We start from the raw sequence: 18,889 nt of genomic DNA, 5'->3' as shown, positions 1-18,889 counted from the left end.
CACCGTCCCTGCTGCGATATTGCCACTTACTCGGCGGAAGGTGGCAGAACCGTGCAGTGGACGAAACAGAACGAACAAACTGTGTATGCAAACCGCTGGTTCAGCGTCAATCTCGCTGATGTCGAGCTGCCGGACGGCCGGCACCTCGACCACTTCCTGATCCGGCTGCGGCCCGTGGCCGTGGCCACCGTGGTCAACGGGGCGAACGAGGTGCTGCTGCTGTGGCGGCACCGGTTCATCACGGACAGCTGGGGCTGGGAACTGGCCGCGGGTGTCGTCGAGGACGGCGAGGACATAGCGAGCGCGGCCGCCAGGGAACTGGAGGAGGAGACCGGCTGGCGGCCGGGGCCCCTGCACCACCTCATGAGCGTGGAGCCGTCCAACGGCCTCACCGACGCCCGGCACCACATCTACTGGTCCGACCGGGGCGAGTACATCGGGCATCCCGTGGACGACTTCGAGTCGGACCGCCGGGAATGGGTCCCCCTCAAACTCGTTCCCGACCTGATCGCCCGTGGGGAGGTCCCGGCCGCCAACATGGCGGCCGCGTTACTCCTGCTGCACCACCTCAGGCTCGCCGAGGGCTAGCGGGCCAGCGCCTGCCAGACCGTGACGACGAGGGCCCCGAGGGCCGTGAGCGCGGCGACCGACGGCAGTGGCCAGCGCGCGTGTTCCAGGGAGATCATCCGGGAGTTCAGCTCGTCCACTTCCTTGGCGGTCTCCTTGGAGCGGTGAGTGAGCAGCGCCAGCCCTCCCTCGACGCGGGCATACGCGACGTCGAGGCGGCGACGTAACTCTGCGAGTTCCTCCTGGACCACGGAATGATCGGAATCGGTGGTCACTTTTCATTCCTCTCTGTGGCCGAATGTGGTCTCGCCACATTCGTTGCATGGGCATGAAGAGTGAACTCGCCTGGTGGGCGCGTGGGGAGCGTGTGCGAGGGGCATATGCGTGCCCGGCGCGCACACGGTGTGTGAAACGGACGGGCCCGGCACCGAGTGCGGTGCCGGGCCCGTAAGGCGTAGCTCTGTGTGATCAGGCGTAGGTGTAGAAGCCCGAACCGGTCTTCCGGCCCAGCCGCCCCGCCTCGACCATGCGCTGGAGCAGCGGGGGAGCGGCGTACAGCGGCTCCTTGTACTCGGCGTACATGGAGTTGGCGATGGAGACGATGGTGTCCAGGCCGATCAGGTCGGACAGCTTCAGCGGGCCCATCGGGTGGGCGCAGCCCATCTCCATGCCGTTGTCGATGTCCTCGCGGCTCGCGATGCCCGACTCGAACATCCGGATCGCGGACAGCAGATAGGGCACGAGCAGCGCGTTGACGACGAAGCCGGAGCGGTCCTGGGCGCGGATGGCGTGCTTGCCGAGCACCTTCTCGGCGAACACCTGGGCACGGCTGAGGGTGCCCTCGGAGGTGGTGAGCGCCGGGATCAACTCGACCAGCTTCTGCACCGGGGCCGGGTTGAAGAAGTGGATGCCGACGACATGGTCCGGGCGGGAGGTGGCGACCGCCAGCTTCACCAGCGGGATCGAGGAGGTGTTGGAGGCGAGGATCGCGTCCGGGCGGGTCACCACCTGGTCGAGCACCTGGAAGATCTCGGTCTTCACCGCCTCGCTCTCCACGACGGCCTCGATCACCAGGTCGCGGTCGGCGAACTCGCCGAGGTCCGTGGTGAAGCTCAGCAGCGCCTGCGTGGCGTCCCGCTCGTCCTCGGTGATCTTCCCGCGCTCGGCGGCCTTGGCCAGGGAGTTGAACAGCCGGGTACGGCCGATCTCCAGGGCCTCGCCGGTGGTCTCGGCGACCTTCACGTCCAGCCCCGCGCGGGCACACACCTCGGCGATGCCCGCGCCCATCTGGCCGCAGCCCACGATTCCGACGCGCGCAATATCTCCCGATGGGAAGCCTGTCACATCGACCCCTTCGCTGGTTCTCCGGCTCGCTGGCAGGACCCCCGGGTTCGGTGCCTGCTCCGATCGTGCACGTTACCGCCAAGTATCGATGATCGATCGCCCGGGTGGGTGCATCCTGGGGCGCGAAACGATCCGTGACGGAGCGGATCCGGAGCGTATGGGGGTGTGCGGATGGGGCTGTCACGGCGGGCCTTCACCCTGGCGGCGCTGTCGACGCTGGCGGCGGCACCGGACGCGGCGGCAGAGGGCGGTCATCGGCCCCGGCCCCGTACGGCCGCCGAGATGCGGGGTATGTGGCTCGTCACCGTGTCCAACCGGGACTGGCCGTCGCGGCCCGGGCTCACGGCCGCCGCGCAGCGCAGGGAACTGATCGCCCACCTCGACAAGGCGGCCCGCGACCGGCTCAACACGGTGATCCTCCAGGTGCGGCCCACCGCCGACGCCCTGTGGCCCTCACCGTACGAGCCCTGGTCCGCCTACCTCACCGGCACCCAGGGCCGCAGCCCCGGCTGGGACCCGCTGGGCACCGCGGTGACCGAGGCCCACGCCCGGGGCCTGCGCCTGCACGCCTGGTTCAACCCGTACCGGATCGCGAACCACACGCACCTCGGCCGGCTCGCCCCCTCACACCCGGCCCGCAGGCACCCCCACTGGGTGGTGCCCTACGGCGGGAGGCTCTACTACAACCCCGGCCTGCCCAGGGTCCGCGCCTTCGTCCAGCGGGCGATCCTCGACGCGGTCGCGAAATACCCCGTCGACGCCGTCCACTTCGACGACTACTTCTACCCGTATCCGGTCGCCGGACAGACCTTCGACGACGACGACGCCTACGACCGCTACGGCGGCGACTACCCCGGCCGGGCCGCGTGGCGGCGGGACAACATCAACAAGCTGGTGCGGGAGACGGCCGCCGGCATCAAGCGGGTCCGGCCCGGCACCCGGTTCGGGATCAGCCCCTTCGGGGTGTGGCGCAACGCCTCGACCGACCCGCGCGGCTCGGACACGCGGGCGGGAGTGCAGACGTATGACGACCTGTACGCGGACACCCGTACCTGGGTGCGCAAGCACTGGATCGACTACATCGTCCCGCAGCTGTACTGGCACATCGGCTTCGGCGCCGCCGACTACGCGAGGCTGGTCGACTGGTGGGCGGCCGTCGCGAAGGGCACCAGGACACACCTGTACATCGGCGAGGCCCTGTACAAGGCGGGGGCCGCCGGTCAGCCCTTGGCCTGGCAGGACCCGGTCGAGCTGTCCCGGCACCTCACCCTCGCCGCCCGTCACCCGCAGGTCCGCGGGCATGTGTTCTTCGCCGCCAAGGACGTGGCGGCCGATCCGATCGGGGCGATGTCACGCGTGATCGCCGACCACTACGGGCGGTCGGCGAAGCCGCCCCGCTGATCCCTCTCGTTCGGGTGCTTGACCTGGCAGTCGGGTCCGGGGGACATGATCGCCTCGTGTCCGTCCTTGAACTTGACGCGGTAAGGCGGGCTGCCCTCGGCGCCCAGTACCTCGACTACTTCCGATTCCTGGTCGTGCTGGCCCACCACCCTGCCGTGCTGGACAAGCTTGTCGCCCTTCGACGCGCGCATCTGCAGGCCCTCCTCATGATCACGACCGTTGTGTGACGGCGATGCACACGAGCACGGCCACGGCGGTCAGGGGAGCGGCCGCCGTGAAGTGTTCGCCCAGCAACAGCGCCGACCACACCAGTGTGAGCAGCGGCTGAGCCAACTGCAACTGGCTGGCCCGGGGGACGCCGATCGCCGCCATCCCCCGGTACCAGACGACCAGACCGAGGAACTGCGAGCCCAGCGCCACCCACAGCAGGCCGGCGATGCCGTGCCAGGCGAGGTGAACGGGCTCGTACGACAGCGCCACCGCGGCGGCGGGCACGCTCAGCGGCAGGCACAGCACCAGCGCCCAGCCGATGACCTGCCAGCCCGGCATGACCCGGGCCAGCCGGCCGCCCTCGGTGTAGCCGGCCGCGCACACCAGCAGCGCCGCGAACAGATAGCCGTCGGCGGCCGTGAGCGCGCCCCCGCTCTGGGCGACGGTGAAGGCGCCCACGGCCGCGGCCCCCGCCAGCGCCGCCAGCCAGAACCGGCGCGAGGGGCGGCTGCCGGTGCGCAGGGCCGACAGCACGGCGGTGGTCAGCGGCAGCAGCCCCACCACGACGGCGGCGTGCGCGGTGGTGGAGGTCTGCAGCGCGAGCGTGGTCAGCATCGGGAAGCCGAGCACGACACCGGCGGCGACGACCGCGAGTCCCGGCAGATGCCGGTGCTCGGGCAGCGCCACGCGCAGGGCAACGAGACAGCCCCCCGCCACCAGCGCGGCGAGGACGCTGCGCACGGCCACCAGCGACCAGGGGCCGAAGCCCTCCAGACCCCAGGCGGTGGCCGGGAAGGTGAGGGAGAAGGAGGCGACACCGAGGGCGGCGAAGCCGGTGCCGAGGCCGCGGCGCTCACCGCCGGAGGTGACCGCTATCGGGCTCGGGGCAGTAGCGCTACTCTGTGTTCTCATGCACCAGCGTAGCAGCGTCAGTGAACTGGCAGAACAGCTGAGGCAGGATCTCGACCGCTACTCTCCAGGTGGAAAGCTCCCGTCGAGCAGGGCGCTGGTCGAGCGGTTCCGCGTGAGTCCGGTGACCGTCTCGCGCGCCCTGGCCCAGCTGGCCGCCGAGGGGCTGGTGGTCACCCGGCCCGGAGCCGGTGCCTTCCGGGCCCGGCCGCGCGCGACGCAGGCCCCGGCCGGGGACACCTCCTGGCAGGAGGTCGCGCTGAGCGCCGACGGCGCCGCCGACCTCGTACCGCGCACGGTCGACGCCTCCGGGGTCACGGTCTCGCTGGCCGTTCCGCCGCCCGGCGTGCTGGAGTTCAGTGGTGGCTATCTGCATCCCTCGCTCCAGCCCGAGCGGGCCATGGCCGCGGCCCTCGCCCGGGCCGGTCGGCGGCCGGGCGCCTGGGGGAGGCCGCCGCTGGAGGGGCTGCCGGAGCTGCGGGAGTGGTTCGCGCGGTCCATCGGCGGGGCCGTCGACGCGGCCGAGGTGCTGATCGCGGCCGGGGGCCAGTCCGCGCTGGCCACCGCCCTGCGCGCGCTCGCCCAGCCCGGCGCCCCGGTCCTCGTCGAGTCGCCCACCTACCCCGGCATGCTGGCCCTCGCCCGCGCCGCCGGACTGCGTCCGGTCCCGGTGCCCGTCGACCCCGACGGCGTACGCCCCGAGCTGCTCGCCGAGGCCTTCCGGGCCAGCGGCGCCCGGGTGTTCGTCTGCCAGCCGCTGTTCCAGAACCCGACCGGCGCCGTGCTGGCCCCCGGCCGGCGCGCCGAGGTGCTGCGCATCGCCCGCGAGGCCGGCGCCTTCGTGATCGAGGACGATTTCGTACGGCGTCTGGTGCACGCGGACGCGGGCCCGTTGCCCCGCCCGCTGGCCGCCGACGACCCGGACGGCGTGGTCGTGCACGTCGGCTCGCTGACCAAGGCGACCTCGCCCAGCTTCCGGGTGAGCGCGCTGGCCGCGCGCGGTCCGGTGCTGGAACGCCTGCGCGCCATCCAGGTCGTGGACAGCTTCTTCGTCCCCCGGCCGCTGCAGGAGGCGGCTCTGGAACTGGTCGGCTCCCCGGCCTGGCCCCGCCATCTGCGGGCCCTGTCGGCCGAGTTGAAGGCCCGCCGTGACGCCATGACGGCCGCGCTCGCGACGCACCTGCCCGAACTGGCCCTGCCGCACATCCCCTGCGGCGGCTACCACCTCTGGCTGCGCCTCCCCGACGGCACCGAGGAGTCCGCCCTCACCGCGGCCGGCCTCCGCGCGGGCGTCGCCCTGACCCCCGGCCGCCCCTACTTCAGTGCCGAACCCCCCGCCGCCCACCTCCGCCTGAGCTTCGCCGCGGTCGCCGGCACCGGGGAGATCGCGGAAGGGGTACGGCGGCTGCGGGCGGCCTGTGACGAGGTGCTCTAAGGCGCCCGTACGAGGCCGCAGGTGAACTCCGGCGAGTCGGACAGCTCCGGCGCCAGACGGACGCCAGTGATCCGATCGGCGCCGGTGAACGCCGTGCGGCCCCGCCGGACAAATCGACTCGACGCCCGCGACGTCCACCTGTGAGGATCCGGGCCATGAGCGATACACCAGCCCTCCCCGACGGCTACGAGTTCTCCGCCGACACCGCCCGCGTGGACGTGGAGCGCGTCCACGGCTGGCTGTCGTCCGACGCCTACTGGGCCATCGGCCGGCCCCGCGAGAAGCACGAGCGCGCGATGGCGTCCTCGATCAACTTCGGGGTGTACGACACGGCCTCGGGCGAGCAGGTGGCGTACGCGAGGGTGGTCACCGACCGGGCCCTGTTCGCCTGGCTCGCCGATGTGTACGTCGACCCCTCGGTGCGCGGCAAGGGCCTCGGCACCGCCTTCGTCGGCCGCATCCGCGACCACCTGGAGCCGTACGGGCTGCGCCGCGTCCTGCTCGCCACGCAGGACGCGCACGCCGTGTACGAGAGGGTGGGCTTCCGGCCACTGGACCGCCCGGACCAGTGGATGGTCCACCCCTTCGAGTAAGCGCTCGCTCACCCCGGGTAGCTCACAGGCAACAGCTCTTGACCTGCGCACACGATCGTCACACCATCACCGCATGCCACTCAGGGTCACGTTCGTCGCCGCCGCACGCAGGGCCCCGCTGCTCGCGGAGCGCTTCGAGGACGACCGGCCGCTGGACCAGGCCGGCTGGGACGAGGTGCAACGCGTCGCCGGGGACCTGCTGCCGCTCGCGGCCGCCGAACTGCGGTACTGCTCGCCGACCCCGCGCAGCCGGGCCACCGGCGACGCGCTGGGGTACGCCCCGCTGGCCCAACTGGCGCTGCGGGACTGCGACATGGGCCGCTGGCGCGGGATGACCCTGGGTGAGGCGATGGCCCGCGAGCCGGAGGCCGTGGACGCCTGGCTCGCCGACCCCCGCGCCACCCCGCACGGCGGAGAGTCCCTGCTGGCCTTCATCTCCCGGGTCGGCGGCTGGCTGGACACCCGGCCGGTGGAGGACGGCGGCCGGATCGTCGCCGTCGCCGAGCCTGCCGTGATCCGCGCGGCCCTGGTCTACGCCCTGAAGGCGCCGCCCGCGACCTACTGGAACATCGATGTGCGCCCGCTGTCCGCCTCCACCGTCACCGGTCGCGCGGGCCGCTGGAACCTGCGCCTTGACGGCGTTCCGGCTCAGTCCTCGCGCACATAGTCCGTGGTCAGCACCAGATCCTTCGCCGGACCGCCGACCCGCCACACGGTGCGCCAGTGGTCGGCGTCCTGGACGGTGAACTCGCCCCGGTAGAGGTCGGCTGCACACGGGTGCTCGGCGACGTACCGTCCCGAGGCGAGGTCCAGCTCGTGGAAGGGCCGCCCGTCCGTGAACCGCACGTCCGCGGTGCCCGGCGTGGGCCCCGGCGCGAACCTCAGCGTCCGGGTGGCGGGCCGCGCCACGCCCTTCCAGGTGAACGTGCCGGACTCCTCGTGCAGCAGGCCTCCGGCCGCCAGTGCGGTGAAGACGGTCACCCCTGAGAAGTGCCCCTCATTGCCGCTCACCAGATCCCGCACGGTGCGCTGGACGCGCCAGCGCCCGGCGAGGTGCTCCAGCACATCGGGCACCGGCCAGTAGCGGTCGCCCATCGTCACCCCTTCCCGGAAACGCCCGCCCCATTGACGTGCTCTTACCCCTTCCCTATCTTGCCGTTCGAAGTGCTGACCCTTGTCTGATATTTCGAACATCCTGTCCCTGGGACACCTCAGAGCCGCGGAGTATCCATGTCACGCACCGCCCGCTGGAGACTCGGCCTGGGCGCGAGCGCCGTTCTGCTCGCCATCGCCGGTCTTCCCGCCCCCGCCCAGGCCGAGGACGCCACCGACTACTCGATCACCGTCGATCCCTCGGCCGAGGGGCCCGCGATCGACAGGACGATGTACGGCGTCTTCTTCGAGGACATCAACCGCGCCGCCGACGGCGGTCTGTACGCCGAGCTGGTGCAGAACCGGTCCTTCGAGTACTCCACCGACGACAACGAGGCGTACACACCGCTGACCGCCTGGACGGTCTCCGGCACCGCGCAGGTCGTCGACGACTCCGGCCGCCTCGACGAGCGGAACCGCGACTACCTCTCCCTGGGCGCCGGTTCGTCGGTCACCAACTCCGGCTACAACACCGGAATCGCCGTCCAGGACGGCAAGAAGTACGACTTCTCGGTCTGGGCCCGCGCGGCGGCCGGCGCCACGCTCACCGTGACCCTCCAGGACTCCGGCGGCACCCTGGCGACCGCCCACCGGATCGCCGTGAAGAAGAACGGCTGGGCCAAGTACAAGGCCGCCTTCACCGCGACCCGCACTAGCACCACCGGCCGGCTCACCGTCGCCTCCGCCGCCGCCGCGGCCCTCGACATGGTGTCCCTCTTCCCCCGCGACACCTACAAGCACGAGCCCAACGGCCTGCGCAAGGACCTCGCCGAGAAGGTCGCCGCCCTGCACCCGGGCTTCCTCCGCTTCCCCGGCGGCTGCCTGGTCAACACCGGCTCCATGCAGGACTACAGCGAGGCCTCCGGCTGGCAGCGCAAGCGCGCCTACCAGTGGAAGGACACCATAGGCCCGGTCGAGCAGCGCGCGACCAACGCCAACTTCTGGGGCTACAACCAGAGTTACGGCCTCGGCTACTACGAGTACTTCCGCTTCGCCGAGGACATCGGCGCCATGCCCCTGCCCGTCGTACCGGCACTGGTGACCGGCTGCGGCCAGAACAAGGCCGTGGACGACGACGCCCTGCTCAAGCGGCACATCCAGGACACCCTGGACCTCATCGAGTTCGCCAACGGCCCGGCGACCTCGACCTGGGGCAGGGTGCGCGCCGGGATGGGCCACCCCAGGCCCTTCCACCTGACCCACATCGAGGTCGGCAACGAGGAGAACCTGCCGGGCGAGTTCTTCGCCCGGTTCACCCGGTTCCGCGCGGCCATCCAGGCCGAGTACCCGTACATGCAGGTGATCTCCAACGCCGGCCCGGACGACTCGGGCACGACCTTCGACACCGCCTGGAAGCTCAACCGGGACGCCGAGGTCGACATGGTCGACGAGCACTACTACAACAGCCCGCAGTGGTTCCTGCAGAACAACGACCGCTACGACTCCTACGACAGGAGCGGGCCCAAGGTCTTCCTCGGCGAGTACGCCTCGGGAGGCAACGCCTTCAAGAACGGCCTCGCCGAGGCGGCCTACATGACCGGCCTGGAACGCAACGCGGACGTCGTGAAGCTCGCGTCCTACGCCCCGCTGTTCGCGGGCGAGGACTCTGTGCAGTGGCGCCCCGACCTGGTGTGGTTCAACAACCACGCCTCCTGGGGCTCAGCCGACTACGAGGTCCAGAAGCTGTTCATGAACAACGTGGGTGACCGGGTGGTGCCGAGCAGGGCCACCACGACCCCGAACGTGAGCGGCCCCATCACCGGTGCCGTCGGCCTGTCCACCTGGAACACCAGCGCCGCCTACGACGACGTGTCGGTCACCGCCGCCGACGGATCGACCCTGCTCGGCGACGACTTCTCCGGCGACGCCTCGAAGTGGACCCACACCGGCACCGGCAGCTGGAGCGTCCAGGACGGTCGGTACGTCCAGAGCGACACCGCCGCCCAGAACACCATGGTCTCCGCCGGCGACCCGTCCTGGCACGACTACGACCTGCATGTGAAGGCCACCAAGAAGGCGGGGCAGGAAGGCTTCCTCGTCGCCTTCGGCGTCAAGGACACCGGCACCTACTACTGGTGGAACATCGGTGGCTGGAACAACACCCAGACCGCGGTCGAACAGGCCGTGGACGGCGGCAAGTCCACACTGATCGCCAAGCCCGGCTCGGTCGACACCGGCCGCGCCTACGACATCGACATCAAGGTGCGCGGCCGTCAGGTCACCCTCTACCTCGACGGGCAGCAGTGGGGCGGCTTCACCGACGACAAGCCGGCCGAGCCGTTCCGCCAGGTCGTGACGCGCGACGCGAAGACCGGTGAGCTGATCGTCAAGGTCGTCAACGCCCAGGCGACGGCGGCCCGTACGGCGATCGACCTCGGTGGTCCGAAGGTCGCGTCCAGGGCGAAGGTGACCACGCTGGCCGCCGCGCCGGACGCGGTCAACAGCGAGACGTCGACGGCGGTCGCCCCGCAGACGTCCACCTTCAGCGGAGTCACCGACCGGTTCACCTACACCTTCCCGGCGAACTCCGTCACGTTCCTGAGGATCAAACAGAGGTGATCAAACAGAGGTGATCAAGCAGAGGTAGCCGGGTCCCCGCCCGCGGGCTGCTGTCCGACCGGCAGCAGCCCGCGCCCGGCCCGGCCCGGTCCGGGCGCCGAGGTCTTCACACCCCGAAGTACTTCTGCGCCGCCCGCACGCCCTCCACCAGCGCGTCCACCTCGGCCGGCGTGTTGTAGACGTAGAAGCTCGCCCGGGTCGTCGCCGGGATGCCGTACCGCTTCACGATCGGGCGCGCGCAGTGATGGCCGACGCGGACGGCCACGCCCCGCTCGTCCAGCACCTGGCCCACGTCGTGCGGATGGACGCCGTCGACCGTGAAGGAGACGGCCGAGCCCCGGTCCGTCGGCTCGGCGGGGCCCACGATCCGGACGCCCGGCACCTCGGAGAGCAGCTCCAGGGCGCGGGCGGTGAGTGTGTCCTCGTACGCCGCCACCTCCGCCATGCCGAGCCGCTCCAGGTACTCCACCGCCGCCGCGAGGCCCACGGCCTGCGAGGTCATCGGCACGCCCGCCTCGAAGCGCTGCGGCGGCGGCAGGAAGGTGGTGCGGTCCATCTCGACGATCTCGATCATCGAGCCGCCGGTGAGGAACGGCGGCAGCCCGGCGAGCAGCTCCGCGCGGCCCCACAGCACGCCGACGCCGTTCGGGCCGAGCATCTTGTGCCCGGAGAACGCGAGGAAGTCCGCGCCCAGTTCCGTCACGTCGACCGGGCGGTGCGGTACGGACTGGGCGCCGTCCACGACCACCAGGGTGCCGAAGGCGTGCGCCCGGTCGGCGAGTTCACGCACCGGGTTGAGGGTGCCGAGCACATTGGACTGGTGGGTGAGGGCGACCACCTTGGTGCGCTCGTCCAGCAGCTCCTCCACCCGGGACAGGTCGAGCCGGCCGTCGTCGGTGAGCCCGAACCAGTCGAGCCGGGCCCCGGTGCGCTCGGCCAGCTGCTGCCAGGGGACGAGGTTGGCGTGGTGCTCCATCTCCGTGACCACGATCCGGTCGCCGGGGCCGAGCCGGCCGGCGTTGCCCAGCGCGTAGGCGACGAGGTTGATGCCCTCGGTGGTGTTCCGGGTGAAGACCACCTCGTCGGCCGCGGCGCCGATGAACCGGGCGACGGTGTGCCGTGCCTGCTCGTACGCCTCCGTCGCCTCGCCCGCCAACTGGTGCGCGCCACGGTGCACCGCCGCGTTGTGGTGCAGGTAGAAGTCCCGCTCCGCGTCGAGGACCTGGAGGGGTTTCTGGGTGGTGGCGCCGGAGTCCAGGTAGACGAGCGGGACGCCGCCGTCCAGGGTCCGCTCCAGGATCGGGAAGTCCTTGCGCAGCAGGTCCACGTCGAAGGCCACGGCTTGCCACCTCTCACGCCTTTGTCATCAGTTCTCCGTGAGGCACGCTAAGCCCTCCTCATGGAGAACCGCAAGGATTACCATGAGAGCCGTGGATCACGAGGCCCCCGTCTATCTGCACCAGCTCCCGGTTCCGGGCGAGGACCGGTACGTCTCGCTGGCGCTGGTCAACACACGCTTCACCGTCAGCCACGGCCGGGTCGACCTGCTCGACGACACCGAGGCCGCACACCTCTGGCTCGTCCGGCACGAGCTGCTGCCCGACCGGGTGGAGATCAACGGCAGACAGTCCGGCCGGCTGCGCGCCCTGCGCGAGGCCCTGCGCGCCCTCTTCGAGGCCCGGGTCGCCGCGGTGCACCCGCCCGCCGACGCCCTCGACACCCTCAACACCGCCCTCGCCGCCGCGCCCGCCACCCCCCGGCTCGTCTGGACCGCCGACGGCCCCCGCCGTGCCGATCTCCCCGACACCGGCAACCCGGCCGCCGCCGCGCTCTCGCAGCTGGCCGAGGACGCGACCGACCTGCTCACCGGTGCCGACGCCGGACAGCTCACCGAGTGCGCCGCCCAGGGCTGCGCCCGCTGGTTCCTGCGCTCCCACGGCGCCCGCCGCTGGTGCACGACCAAGTGCGGCAACCGGGTCCGGGCCGCCCGGGCCTATGCCGCCCGCAAGGCCGGTTCACCTTGAAAAACGCCTCCTTGATGCGGATGCCGCCGCGGAGCGGGTGCATAGGATCGCCGGCATGGCACTGCGACCTGTTCACGTGATCATCAAGGCTCTCGACGCCCCGGCGGTCGGCCGGTTCTGGGCGCAGGTGCTCGGCTGGAGTGCTTACAGCCCCGGCGTGAGCACCTACGTCGGACCGGCCGGCGGACTCGTGTGGCCGGACCCGGTCGCCGTCGGCATTGATGTCGTTCCGGTCCCGGAACCCAGGACGACGACAAAGAACCGTGTGCACCTGGATCTCGCCACCACCTCTGCGGCCCATCAGGCGGAGCTGGTCGCGCGCCTGAAGGCTCTCGGTGCGACGCCCGCCGACGTGGGCCAGGGCGACGTCCCGTGGACGGTCATGGCCGACCCGGAGGGCAACGAGTTCTGCGTGCTGGAGCCTCGGGAGACCTACCGGGACACCGGGCCGATCGCCGCGGTGGTGGTCGACTGCGCGGATCCGCGGGCCATGGCCCGGTTCTGGGGCGAGGCGATGGACTGGACCCTGCACGAGGTGACCGACGATCACGCGGTGTTCCGCTCCGCCAAGGGCGCCGGCCCGTATCTCGAGTTCCTCCGCACGCCCGGCGTGCGGACCGGGCCGGACCGCGTCCATCTCGACCTGCTGCCGTACCCCGGCGACGACAAGGCCGCGGAGGTGGCCCGGCTGCGGGTTCTCGGCGCCACCGACCTCGACGTCGGCCAGGGCGACGTCCCGTGGACGTGCCTGACCGATCCGGAGGGCCACGAGTTCTGCGTCCTCGCCCCGTCCTGACGTGGAGCAACCGATTGCATAAACGATTGCATAAAACTGCGAGGCTACGTATAGTCATGCCATCTAAGGAGGATGGACATGGCGGTACGTGCGGCGGTGGCCGGAGCGAGCGGATACGCGGGCGGTGAGGCCCTGCGTCTGCTCCTCGCACACCCCGAGGTCGAGATCGGTGCCCTGACCGGGAACTCCAACGCCGGCCAGCGCCTGGGCGCGCTCCAGCCGCACCTGCTGCCGCTGGCCGACCGCGTGCTGGAGGAGACCACGGCCGAGGCGCTCGCCGGGCACGACGTCGTTTTCCTCGCGCTGCCGCACGGACAGTCCGCCGCCGTCGCCGAGCAGCTCGGCCCGGACGTCCTCGTGGTCGACATGGGCGCCGACTTCCGGCTGAAGGACCCGGCCGACTGGGAGCGGTTCTACGGCTCCGAGCACGCCGGCACCTGGCCCTACGGCCTCCCCGAACTTCCGGGTGCCCGCGCCGCGCTGGAGGGGTCCAAGCGCATCGCGGTGCCCGGTTGCTACCCCACCGCCGTCACCCTCGCCCTGTTCCCGGCCTACGCCGCCGGGATCGCCGAGCCCGAGGCGGTGATCGTCGCCGCGTCCGGCACCTCCGGCGCGGGCAAGGCACCCAAGCCACATCTGCTCGGCAGCGAGGTCATGGGCTCCATGTCGCCGTACGGCGTCGGGGGCGGCCACCGGCACACCCCCGAGATGATCCAGAACCTCAGCGGGGTGGCCGGGGAGCGGATCTCCGTCTCCTTCACGCCGACGCTCGCGCCGATGCCCCGCGGCATCCTCGCCACCTGCAGCGCGTCCGCCCGGGACGGGGTGACTGGCGAGTCCGTCCGCGCCGCCTACGAGAAGGCCTACGCCGACGAGCCCTTCGTCCACCTGCTCCCCGAGGGCCAGTGGCCCGCGACGGCGTCCGTCTACGGTTCCAACGCCGTTCAGGTGCAGGTCGCGTACGACGAGGCCGCGGGCCGCATCATCGCGATCAGCGCCATCGACAACCTGACCAAGGGCACCGCAGGCGGTGCCGTCCAGAGCATGAACATCGCCCTGGGTCTCGACGAGACCACGGGTCTTTCCACGATCGGAGTCGCACCGTGAGTGTCACGGCAGCCAAGGGATTCACGGCGGCGGGCATCGCCGCCGGGATCAAGGAGAACGGCAACCCCGACCTGGCCCTCGTGGTCAACAACGGGCCGCGCCGTGCCGCCGCGGGCGTCTTCACCTCCAACCGTGTGAAGGCCGCGCCGGTGCTGTGGTCCGAGCAGGTCCTCAAGGGCGGCCAGGTCTCCGCGGTCGTCCTCAACTCGGGCGGCGCCAACGCCTGCACGGGCCCGAAGGGCTTCCAGGACGCCCACGCCACCGCCGAGAAGGTGGCCGAGGTGCTCGGCCGGGGCGCCATCGAGGTCGCCGTCTGCTCCACCGGCCTCATCGGCGTCCTGCTGCCCATGGACAAGCTCCTCAAGGGAGTCGAGACGGCGGCCGGGTCCCTGAGCGAGCACGGCGGCGAGAAGGCCGCCATCGCCATCAAGACCACCGACACCGTCCACAAGACCTCGGTCGTCAGCAAGGACGGCTGGACCGTGGGCGGCATGGCCAAGGGCGCGGGCATGCTCGCCCCCGGCCTCGCCACCATGCTCGTCGTCCTCACCACCGACGCCGACCTCGACAGCGAGGTGCTGGACAACGCCCTGCGCGCCGCCACCAAGGTCACCTTCGACCGCGTCGACTCCGACGGCTGCCTGTCCACCAACGACACCGTGCTGCTGCTCGCCTCCGGCGCCTCCGGCATCACCCCCGACCACGACGCGTTCGCCGAGGCCGTACGGCAGGTCTGCGACGACCTGGGCCGGCAGCTCATCGGTGACGCCGAGGGCGCCAGCAAGGACATCAAGGTCGAGGTGATCAACGCCGCGAGCGAGGAGGACGCCGTGGAGGTGGGCCGCTCCATCGCCCGTAACAACCTCCTCAAGTGCGCGATCCACGGCGAGGACCCCAACTGGGGCCGTGTCCTCTCCGCGATCGGCACCACCGAGGCCGCCTTCGCACCGGACCAGCTCAACGTCGCGATCAACGGCGTGTGGGTGTGCAAGAACGGTTCGGTCGGCGAGGACCGCGAGCTGGTCGACATGCGCTACCGCGAGGTGCACATCATCGCCGACCTGGCCGCGGGCACCGAGACCGCGACGATCTGGACCAACGACCTGACCGCCGACTACGTCCACGAGAACAGCGCCTACTCCTCATGAGCACCACGCGTAAACACACCGCACTGCCCAAGGCCCAGATCCTCATCGAGGCGCTGCCCTGGCTGGTCAAGCACAACGGCAAGACCGTCGTCATCAAGTTCGGCGGCAACGCCATGATCGACGAGGAGCTGAAGGCCGCCTTCGCCCAGGACGTCGTGTTCCTGCACCACGCCGGCCTCAGGCCGGTCGTCGTGCACGGCGGCGGCCCGCAGATCAGCGCCGCCCTCGACAAGCACGGCATCGTCAGCGAGTTCAAGGCCGGCCTGCGCGTCACCACCGAGGACGCCATGGACGTCGTACGGATGGTGCTCGCCGGGCAGGTGCAGCGTGAGCTGGTCGGGCTGCTCAACCAGCACGGGCCGCTCGCCGTCGGCCTCACCGGCGAGGACGCGCACACCATCACCGCCACCAGGCACCAGCCCGAGATCGACGGCGAACTGGTCGACATCGGGCGGGTCGGCGAGATCACCGAGATCGACACGGGCGCGATCGAGGCGCTGCTCGCGGACGGCCGTATCCCGGTCGTCTCGTCGATCGCCCGCAGCCAGGACGATGGGCACGTCTACAACGTCAACGCCGACACGGCCGCCGCGGCCCTCGCCGCGGCACTCGGCGCCGAGACCCTCATGGTCCTCACCGACGTCGAGGGCCTCTACGAGGACTGGCCGAACTCCGACGAGGTGATCAGCCGCCTCACCGCTTCCCAACTGGAGAAGCTGCTCCCGGAGTTGAGCTCCGGCATGGTGCCGAAGATGGAGGGCTGCCTGCACGCCGTGCGAGGCGGTGTGACGACCGCCCGCGTCATCGACGGCCGGGTCCAGCACTCGATCCTGCTGGAGATCTTCACCGACGAAGGCATCGGCACGATGGTCGTGCCCGACGAACAGGGGGAGTCATGAGCAACCAGGAGCTGACCCAGCGCTGGCAGGGCGCGCTCATGAACAACTACGGCACCCCGCGCCTGCCCCTCGTACGCGGCGAGGGCGTGCGGGTGTGGGACGCCGAGGGCCGCGCGTACCACGACTTCGTCGGCGGTATCGCCACCAACGCCCTCGGTCACGCCCACCCGGCGATCGTCGAGGCCGTCAGCCGGCAGATCGGCCGGCTCGGCCACATCTCCAACTTCTTCATGGCCGAGCCCACCGTCGCCCTCGCCGAACGGCTGCTGCAGCTCTTCGGCCGCGAAGGCCGGGTCTTCTTCTGCAACTCCGGCGCCGAGGCCAACGAGGCCGCCTTCAAGATCGGCCGGCTCACCGGGCGCACCCACATGGTCGCCACGGACGGCGGCTTCCACGGCCGCACGATGGGCGCCCTCGCGCTCACCGGCCAGGCCGCCAAGCAGGACCCGTTCCGGCCGCTGCCCGGCGACGTCACCCACGTGCCCTACGGCGACGCGCAGGCCCTGGCGGCGGCGGTCACCGAGGAGACGGCCCTCGTCGTCATCGAGCCGATCCAGGGCGAGAACGGGGTGGTGGTGCCGCCGGCCGGCTATCTGAAGGCCGCCCGGGCGATCACCGCCGCCGCCGGCGCGCTGCTGGTCCTGGACGAGGTGCAGACCGGCATCGGACGCACCGGGACCTGGTTCGAGTACCAGGCCCACGAAGGTGTCCTGCCCGACGTCGTCACCCTCGCCAAGCAGCTCGGCGGCGGACTGCCGCTCGGCGCCACCGTGGCCTTCGGCCGGGCCGCCGAACTGCTCCACCCCGGCCACCACGGGACCACCTTCGGCGGCAACCCGGTCGCCTGCGCCGCCGGGCTCGCCGTGCTCGACACCATCGCGGGCGAAGGTCTGCTGGAGAACGTCAAGCGGCAGAGCGAGAAGCTGCGCGAGGGAATCGAGGGCCTGGGCCACCCGCTGATCGATTATGTACGGGGTGCCGGCCTGCTCCTGGGTATCGTGCTCACCGGGCCGCACGCACCTCGGGTGCAGCAGGCGGCCCAGGAGGCCGGGTTCCTGGTGAACGCGCCCGCCCCCGGCGTCGTACGGCTCATGCCGCCGCTGAACATCTCCGACGCCGAGGTGGGTGCCTTCCTCCAGGCGCTGCCCGGCATCCTCGACGCAGCTCACCCAGGGGGCAACCCAGCGGATGGGGAAGGACGATCCGGAGAATGAGACGACGATGAGCCAGGCGCAGGAGCACGAGCAGGCGGCGGGTGCCGGACCCGCGGTGCCGCAGACCCGTACCGCGCGGCACCGCCGGATCGTGGACATCCTCAACCGGCAGCCGGTGCGGTCGCAGAGCCAGCTGGCCAAGCTGCTCGCCGACGACGGGCTGAGCGTCACCCAGGCGACGCTCTCCCGGGACCTCGACGAGCTGAACGCGGTGAAGATCCGCAACACGGACGGTGAGCTGATCTACGCGGTGCCGAGCGAGGGCGGTTTCCGCACGCCGCGTGCTCCGCTGGGGGAGTCGGCGAAGGAGGAGCGCATGCGGCGCCTCTCCCAGGAATTGCTGATCTCGGCGGAGGCCTCCGCCAACCTCGTGGTCCTGCGCACCCCGCCCGGTGCGGCCCAGTTCCTGGCCTCGGCCATCGACCAGGCCGAGCTGCACGACATCCTGGGCACGATCGCCGGTGACGACACCCTGCTGCTGATCAGCCGGGAGCCGAGCGGGGGCCAGGCCCTGGCGGATCACCTGCTCCGGCTGGCGCAGAACGGCCACTGAGCCCGCATGCGGCGCCCCGTCCGTCGGCGGAGAATGGGAATGTGATCTTCCGCGGCGGGCGGGCAGGCGGGCGGGCAATCCCCTGGCGGCCGTCGACCGTATACAGGGGTGTGTCGGGTTTCCGGTTCCCCGTGGGCCGCCTCCCGGACGAGGCCCTGCTGTCCGGGCTGGCCACCGGTGATCCGGAACTCGCGGTGATCTTCGTACGCAGGTTCCAGCACCGGGTCTTCGGGGTTGCCATGGCCGTCACCGGGGACGAGCAACTCGCCGAGGACGTCGCACAGTTGACGTTCGAGCGCGCATGGCGGCACGCCCAGGTCTACGACTCGCGCCGCGGCTCGGTCAGCACCTGGCTGACGACCATCGCGCACAACCTCGCCGTCGACGCCGTCCGGGCCCGGCGGACCGAGCCGATGGCACCGGAGGACCTCGACGCCGTCATCGGCGTGGTCACCGAGACCCCCGAGCAGTGGGCGCTGGCCGACGAGACCTCCTCCCAGCTGCGGGCGGCCGTGGCGCGGCTGCCCCGGGAACAGGCCAGGGCCCTGGTGATGGCGGGTATCTACGGAATGACGGCCCGGCAGATCGCCGACACGGAAGGGGTCCCGCTGGGCACCGCCAAGACGCGGATCAGGGCCGCCATGGCGAAACTGCGCACCACACTCGCGTCTTCGAAGCGAGGCGACCATGTCCAGTGACGCGAACTGCGACCGGCTGCGGGAGATCGGCGCCGAGCTGGCGCTGGGCGTGCTGCCCGGCCGGGAGCGCGCCGAGGCGGTCGCCCACCTGGACCGGTGCGCGGACTGCCGGGAGTACGTCCGCCAGCTCACCCTGGTCGGCGACCGGCTGATCGGCCTGCTGCCGGGCAGCGAGCCCCCGGCCGCGCCGGGCTGGTTGCCGTCCTCGTCGCGGCAGTACTCCGGGCGGCGTTCGCGGACCGTGGTGACGATCGCGGAGACCTCGCCGTCTCGCAGTCGC

The 18,889-nt window shown here is 71.3% G+C and carries 21 protein-coding genes; 15 read left to right on the top strand and 6 right to left on the bottom strand.

Translation table 11 applies throughout. The features are described 5' to 3' along the window. Window positions 1-51 precede the first annotated feature (51 nt). Complete coding sequence (locus ACWC0C_RS37615) at window positions 52-588, top strand: NUDIX hydrolase (RefSeq protein WP_449200352.1); 537 nt, start codon at window positions 52-54, stop codon at window positions 586-588. On the opposite strand, the gene ACWC0C_RS37610 is transcribed toward ACWC0C_RS37615, so the two are convergent. Together ACWC0C_RS37610 and ACWC0C_RS37605 are read right to left on the bottom strand one after the other, a co-directional pair. Then, the gene (locus ACWC0C_RS37610) at window positions 585-842 is read right to left on the bottom strand and encodes a hypothetical protein (RefSeq protein WP_449200351.1); all 258 of its coding nucleotides are present in this window, start codon (window positions 840-842) and stop codon (window positions 585-587) included. The genes ACWC0C_RS37615 and ACWC0C_RS37610 overlap by 4 nt on opposite strands. Window positions 843-1,035: 193 nt before the next feature. Next, window positions 1,036-1,911, bottom strand: coding sequence for a 3-hydroxybutyryl-CoA dehydrogenase (locus ACWC0C_RS37605; RefSeq protein ID WP_449200350.1), 876 nt, complete (start codon window positions 1,909-1,911; stop codon window positions 1,036-1,038). A 171-nt stretch (window positions 1,912-2,082) separates the two neighbouring features. Between ACWC0C_RS37605 and ACWC0C_RS37600 the strand changes: the two genes are divergently transcribed. Continuing rightward, the gene (locus ACWC0C_RS37600) at window positions 2,083-3,312 is read left to right on the top strand and encodes a glycoside hydrolase family 10 protein (RefSeq protein WP_450868834.1); all 1,230 of its coding nucleotides are present in this window, start codon (window positions 2,083-2,085) and stop codon (window positions 3,310-3,312) included. Here the strand turns inward: ACWC0C_RS37600 and ACWC0C_RS37595 are convergent. Together ACWC0C_RS37595 and ACWC0C_RS37590 are read right to left on the bottom strand one after the other, a co-directional pair. Continuing rightward, complete coding sequence (locus ACWC0C_RS37595) at window positions 3,282-3,503, bottom strand: DUF1918 domain-containing protein (RefSeq protein WP_449200348.1); 222 nt, start codon at window positions 3,501-3,503, stop codon at window positions 3,282-3,284. The genes ACWC0C_RS37600 and ACWC0C_RS37595 overlap by 31 nt on opposite strands. A gap of 19 nt (window positions 3,504-3,522) precedes the next feature. Then, on the bottom strand, window positions 3,523-4,434 hold the full coding sequence (locus tag ACWC0C_RS37590; protein WP_450868833.1) for a DMT family transporter: 912 nt from the start codon (window positions 4,432-4,434) through the stop codon (window positions 3,523-3,525). Between ACWC0C_RS37590 and ACWC0C_RS37585 the strand changes: the two genes are divergently transcribed. From ACWC0C_RS37585 to ACWC0C_RS37575, 3 genes are all read left to right on the top strand, one after another. Further along, window positions 4,433-5,866, top strand: a complete 1,434-nt coding sequence (locus ACWC0C_RS37585) for an aminotransferase-like domain-containing protein (protein ID WP_450868831.1) — start codon at window positions 4,433-4,435, stop codon at window positions 5,864-5,866. The genes ACWC0C_RS37590 and ACWC0C_RS37585 overlap by 2 nt on opposite strands. 155 nt (window positions 5,867-6,021) lie before the next feature. Further along, entirely contained in the window at window positions 6,022-6,459 is a 438-nt protein-coding gene (locus ACWC0C_RS37580; protein ID WP_449200345.1) for a GNAT family N-acetyltransferase, read from the top strand. 73 nt (window positions 6,460-6,532) lie between these two features. Continuing rightward, window positions 6,533-7,126, top strand: a complete 594-nt coding sequence (locus tag ACWC0C_RS37575; protein WP_450868829.1) for a histidine phosphatase family protein — start codon at window positions 6,533-6,535, stop codon at window positions 7,124-7,126. Here the strand turns inward: ACWC0C_RS37575 and ACWC0C_RS37570 are convergent. Beyond that, on the bottom strand, window positions 7,108-7,554 hold the full coding sequence (locus ACWC0C_RS37570) for a DUF6314 family protein (protein WP_450868827.1): 447 nt from the start codon (window positions 7,552-7,554) through the stop codon (window positions 7,108-7,110). The two genes, ACWC0C_RS37575 and ACWC0C_RS37570, sit on opposite strands and share 19 nt — an antisense overlap. Before the next feature lie 135 nt (window positions 7,555-7,689). On the opposite strand from ACWC0C_RS37570, the gene ACWC0C_RS37565 reads away from it, so the two are divergent. Continuing rightward, window positions 7,690-10,170 carry an alpha-L-arabinofuranosidase C-terminal domain-containing protein gene (locus tag ACWC0C_RS37565; protein ID WP_450868825.1) on the top strand — a complete coding sequence of 827 codons (2,481 nt, stop codon included), beginning with the start codon at window positions 7,690-7,692 and terminating at the stop codon, window positions 10,168-10,170. A 106-nt stretch (window positions 10,171-10,276) separates the two neighbouring features. Here the strand turns inward: ACWC0C_RS37565 and ACWC0C_RS37560 are convergent, their stop codons facing one another. After that, a complete protein-coding gene (locus ACWC0C_RS37560; RefSeq protein ID WP_450868823.1) occupies window positions 10,277-11,509 on the bottom strand; it encodes a cysteine desulfurase in 1,233 nt (410 codons plus the stop codon). A gap of 82 nt (window positions 11,510-11,591) precedes the next feature. On the opposite strand from ACWC0C_RS37560, the gene ACWC0C_RS37555 reads away from it, so the two are divergent. The 9 genes from ACWC0C_RS37555 to ACWC0C_RS37515 all read left to right on the top strand — a co-directional run. Then, complete coding sequence (locus ACWC0C_RS37555; RefSeq protein ID WP_450868822.1) at window positions 11,592-12,194, top strand: ABATE domain-containing protein; 603 nt, start codon at window positions 11,592-11,594, stop codon at window positions 12,192-12,194. A 55-nt stretch (window positions 12,195-12,249) separates the two neighbouring features. Beyond that, window positions 12,250-12,990, top strand: coding sequence for a VOC family protein (locus tag ACWC0C_RS37550; protein WP_450868821.1), 741 nt, complete (start codon window positions 12,250-12,252; stop codon window positions 12,988-12,990). A 78-nt stretch (window positions 12,991-13,068) separates the two neighbouring features. Continuing rightward, window positions 13,069-14,097 (top strand): N-acetyl-gamma-glutamyl-phosphate reductase, encoded by a 1,029-nt coding sequence (argC, locus tag ACWC0C_RS37545; protein WP_450868819.1) that lies wholly within the window; start codon window positions 13,069-13,071, stop codon window positions 14,095-14,097. Then, window positions 14,094-15,245, top strand: coding sequence for a bifunctional glutamate N-acetyltransferase/amino-acid acetyltransferase ArgJ (gene argJ / locus ACWC0C_RS37540; RefSeq protein ID WP_450868818.1), 1,152 nt, complete (start codon window positions 14,094-14,096; stop codon window positions 15,243-15,245). The genes argC and argJ overlap by 4 nt, the downstream gene beginning before the upstream one ends. Next, window positions 15,242-16,144 (top strand): acetylglutamate kinase, encoded by a 903-nt coding sequence (argB, locus tag ACWC0C_RS37535; RefSeq protein ID WP_449200327.1) that lies wholly within the window; start codon window positions 15,242-15,244, stop codon window positions 16,142-16,144. The genes argJ and argB overlap by 4 nt, the downstream gene beginning before the upstream one ends. Next, entirely contained in the window at window positions 16,141-17,358 is a 1,218-nt protein-coding gene (locus ACWC0C_RS37530; RefSeq protein ID WP_450868816.1) for an acetylornithine transaminase, read from the top strand. Before argB ends, ACWC0C_RS37530 begins: the two co-directional genes overlap by 4 nt. A 7-nt stretch (window positions 17,359-17,365) precedes the next feature. Beyond that, a complete protein-coding gene (locus tag ACWC0C_RS37525; protein ID WP_449200325.1) occupies window positions 17,366-17,911 on the top strand; it encodes an arginine repressor in 546 nt (181 codons plus the stop codon). A 110-nt stretch (window positions 17,912-18,021) separates the two neighbouring features. After that, window positions 18,022-18,609 carry an RNA polymerase sigma factor gene (locus ACWC0C_RS37520; protein WP_450868814.1) on the top strand — a complete coding sequence of 196 codons (588 nt, stop codon included), beginning with the start codon at window positions 18,022-18,024 and terminating at the stop codon, window positions 18,607-18,609. Continuing rightward, window positions 18,599-18,889 (top strand): zf-HC2 domain-containing protein (locus ACWC0C_RS37515; RefSeq protein ID WP_450868813.1); only part of this gene is annotated, 291 nt, incomplete at its 3' end. The genes ACWC0C_RS37520 and ACWC0C_RS37515, both read left to right, overlap by 11 nt.

Source organism: Streptomyces sp. NPDC001709 (assembly GCF_053596375.1).
This window is presented reverse-complemented; position numbering and strand designations above follow the sequence as displayed.

What these genes read in the sequence shown, in the direction of transcription:
- ACWC0C_RS37600 (WP_450868834.1), top strand. Translation starts at nt 2,083, where the DNA reads ATGGGGCTGTCACGGCGGGCCTTCACCCTGGCGGCGCTGTCGACGCTG.
- ACWC0C_RS37595 (WP_449200348.1), bottom strand. Translation starts at nt 3,503, where the DNA reads ATGCGCGCGTCGAAGGGCGACAAGCTTGTCCAGCACGGCAGGGTGGTG.
- ACWC0C_RS37585 (WP_450868831.1), top strand. Translation starts at nt 4,433, where the DNA reads ATGCACCAGCGTAGCAGCGTCAGTGAACTGGCAGAACAGCTGAGGCAG.
- ACWC0C_RS37590 (WP_450868833.1), bottom strand. Translation starts at nt 4,434, where the DNA reads ATGAGAACACAGAGTAGCGCTACTGCCCCGAGCCCGATAGCGGTCACC.
- ACWC0C_RS37580 (WP_449200345.1), top strand. Translation starts at nt 6,022, where the DNA reads ATGAGCGATACACCAGCCCTCCCCGACGGCTACGAGTTCTCCGCCGAC.
- ACWC0C_RS37575 (WP_450868829.1), top strand. Translation starts at nt 6,533, where the DNA reads ATGCCACTCAGGGTCACGTTCGTCGCCGCCGCACGCAGGGCCCCGCTG.
- ACWC0C_RS37570 (WP_450868827.1), bottom strand. Translation starts at nt 7,554, where the DNA reads ATGGGCGACCGCTACTGGCCGGTGCCCGATGTGCTGGAGCACCTCGCC.
- ACWC0C_RS37565 (WP_450868825.1), top strand. Translation starts at nt 7,690, where the DNA reads ATGTCACGCACCGCCCGCTGGAGACTCGGCCTGGGCGCGAGCGCCGTT.
- ACWC0C_RS37555 (WP_450868822.1), top strand. Translation starts at nt 11,592, where the DNA reads ATGAGAGCCGTGGATCACGAGGCCCCCGTCTATCTGCACCAGCTCCCG.
- ACWC0C_RS37550 (WP_450868821.1), top strand. Translation starts at nt 12,250, where the DNA reads ATGGCACTGCGACCTGTTCACGTGATCATCAAGGCTCTCGACGCCCCG.
- argC (WP_450868819.1), top strand. Translation starts at nt 13,069, where the DNA reads ATGGCGGTACGTGCGGCGGTGGCCGGAGCGAGCGGATACGCGGGCGGT.
- argB (WP_449200327.1), top strand. Translation starts at nt 15,242, where the DNA reads ATGAGCACCACGCGTAAACACACCGCACTGCCCAAGGCCCAGATCCTC.
- ACWC0C_RS37530 (WP_450868816.1), top strand. Translation starts at nt 16,141, where the DNA reads ATGAGCAACCAGGAGCTGACCCAGCGCTGGCAGGGCGCGCTCATGAAC.
- ACWC0C_RS37525 (WP_449200325.1), top strand. Translation starts at nt 17,366, where the DNA reads ATGAGCCAGGCGCAGGAGCACGAGCAGGCGGCGGGTGCCGGACCCGCG.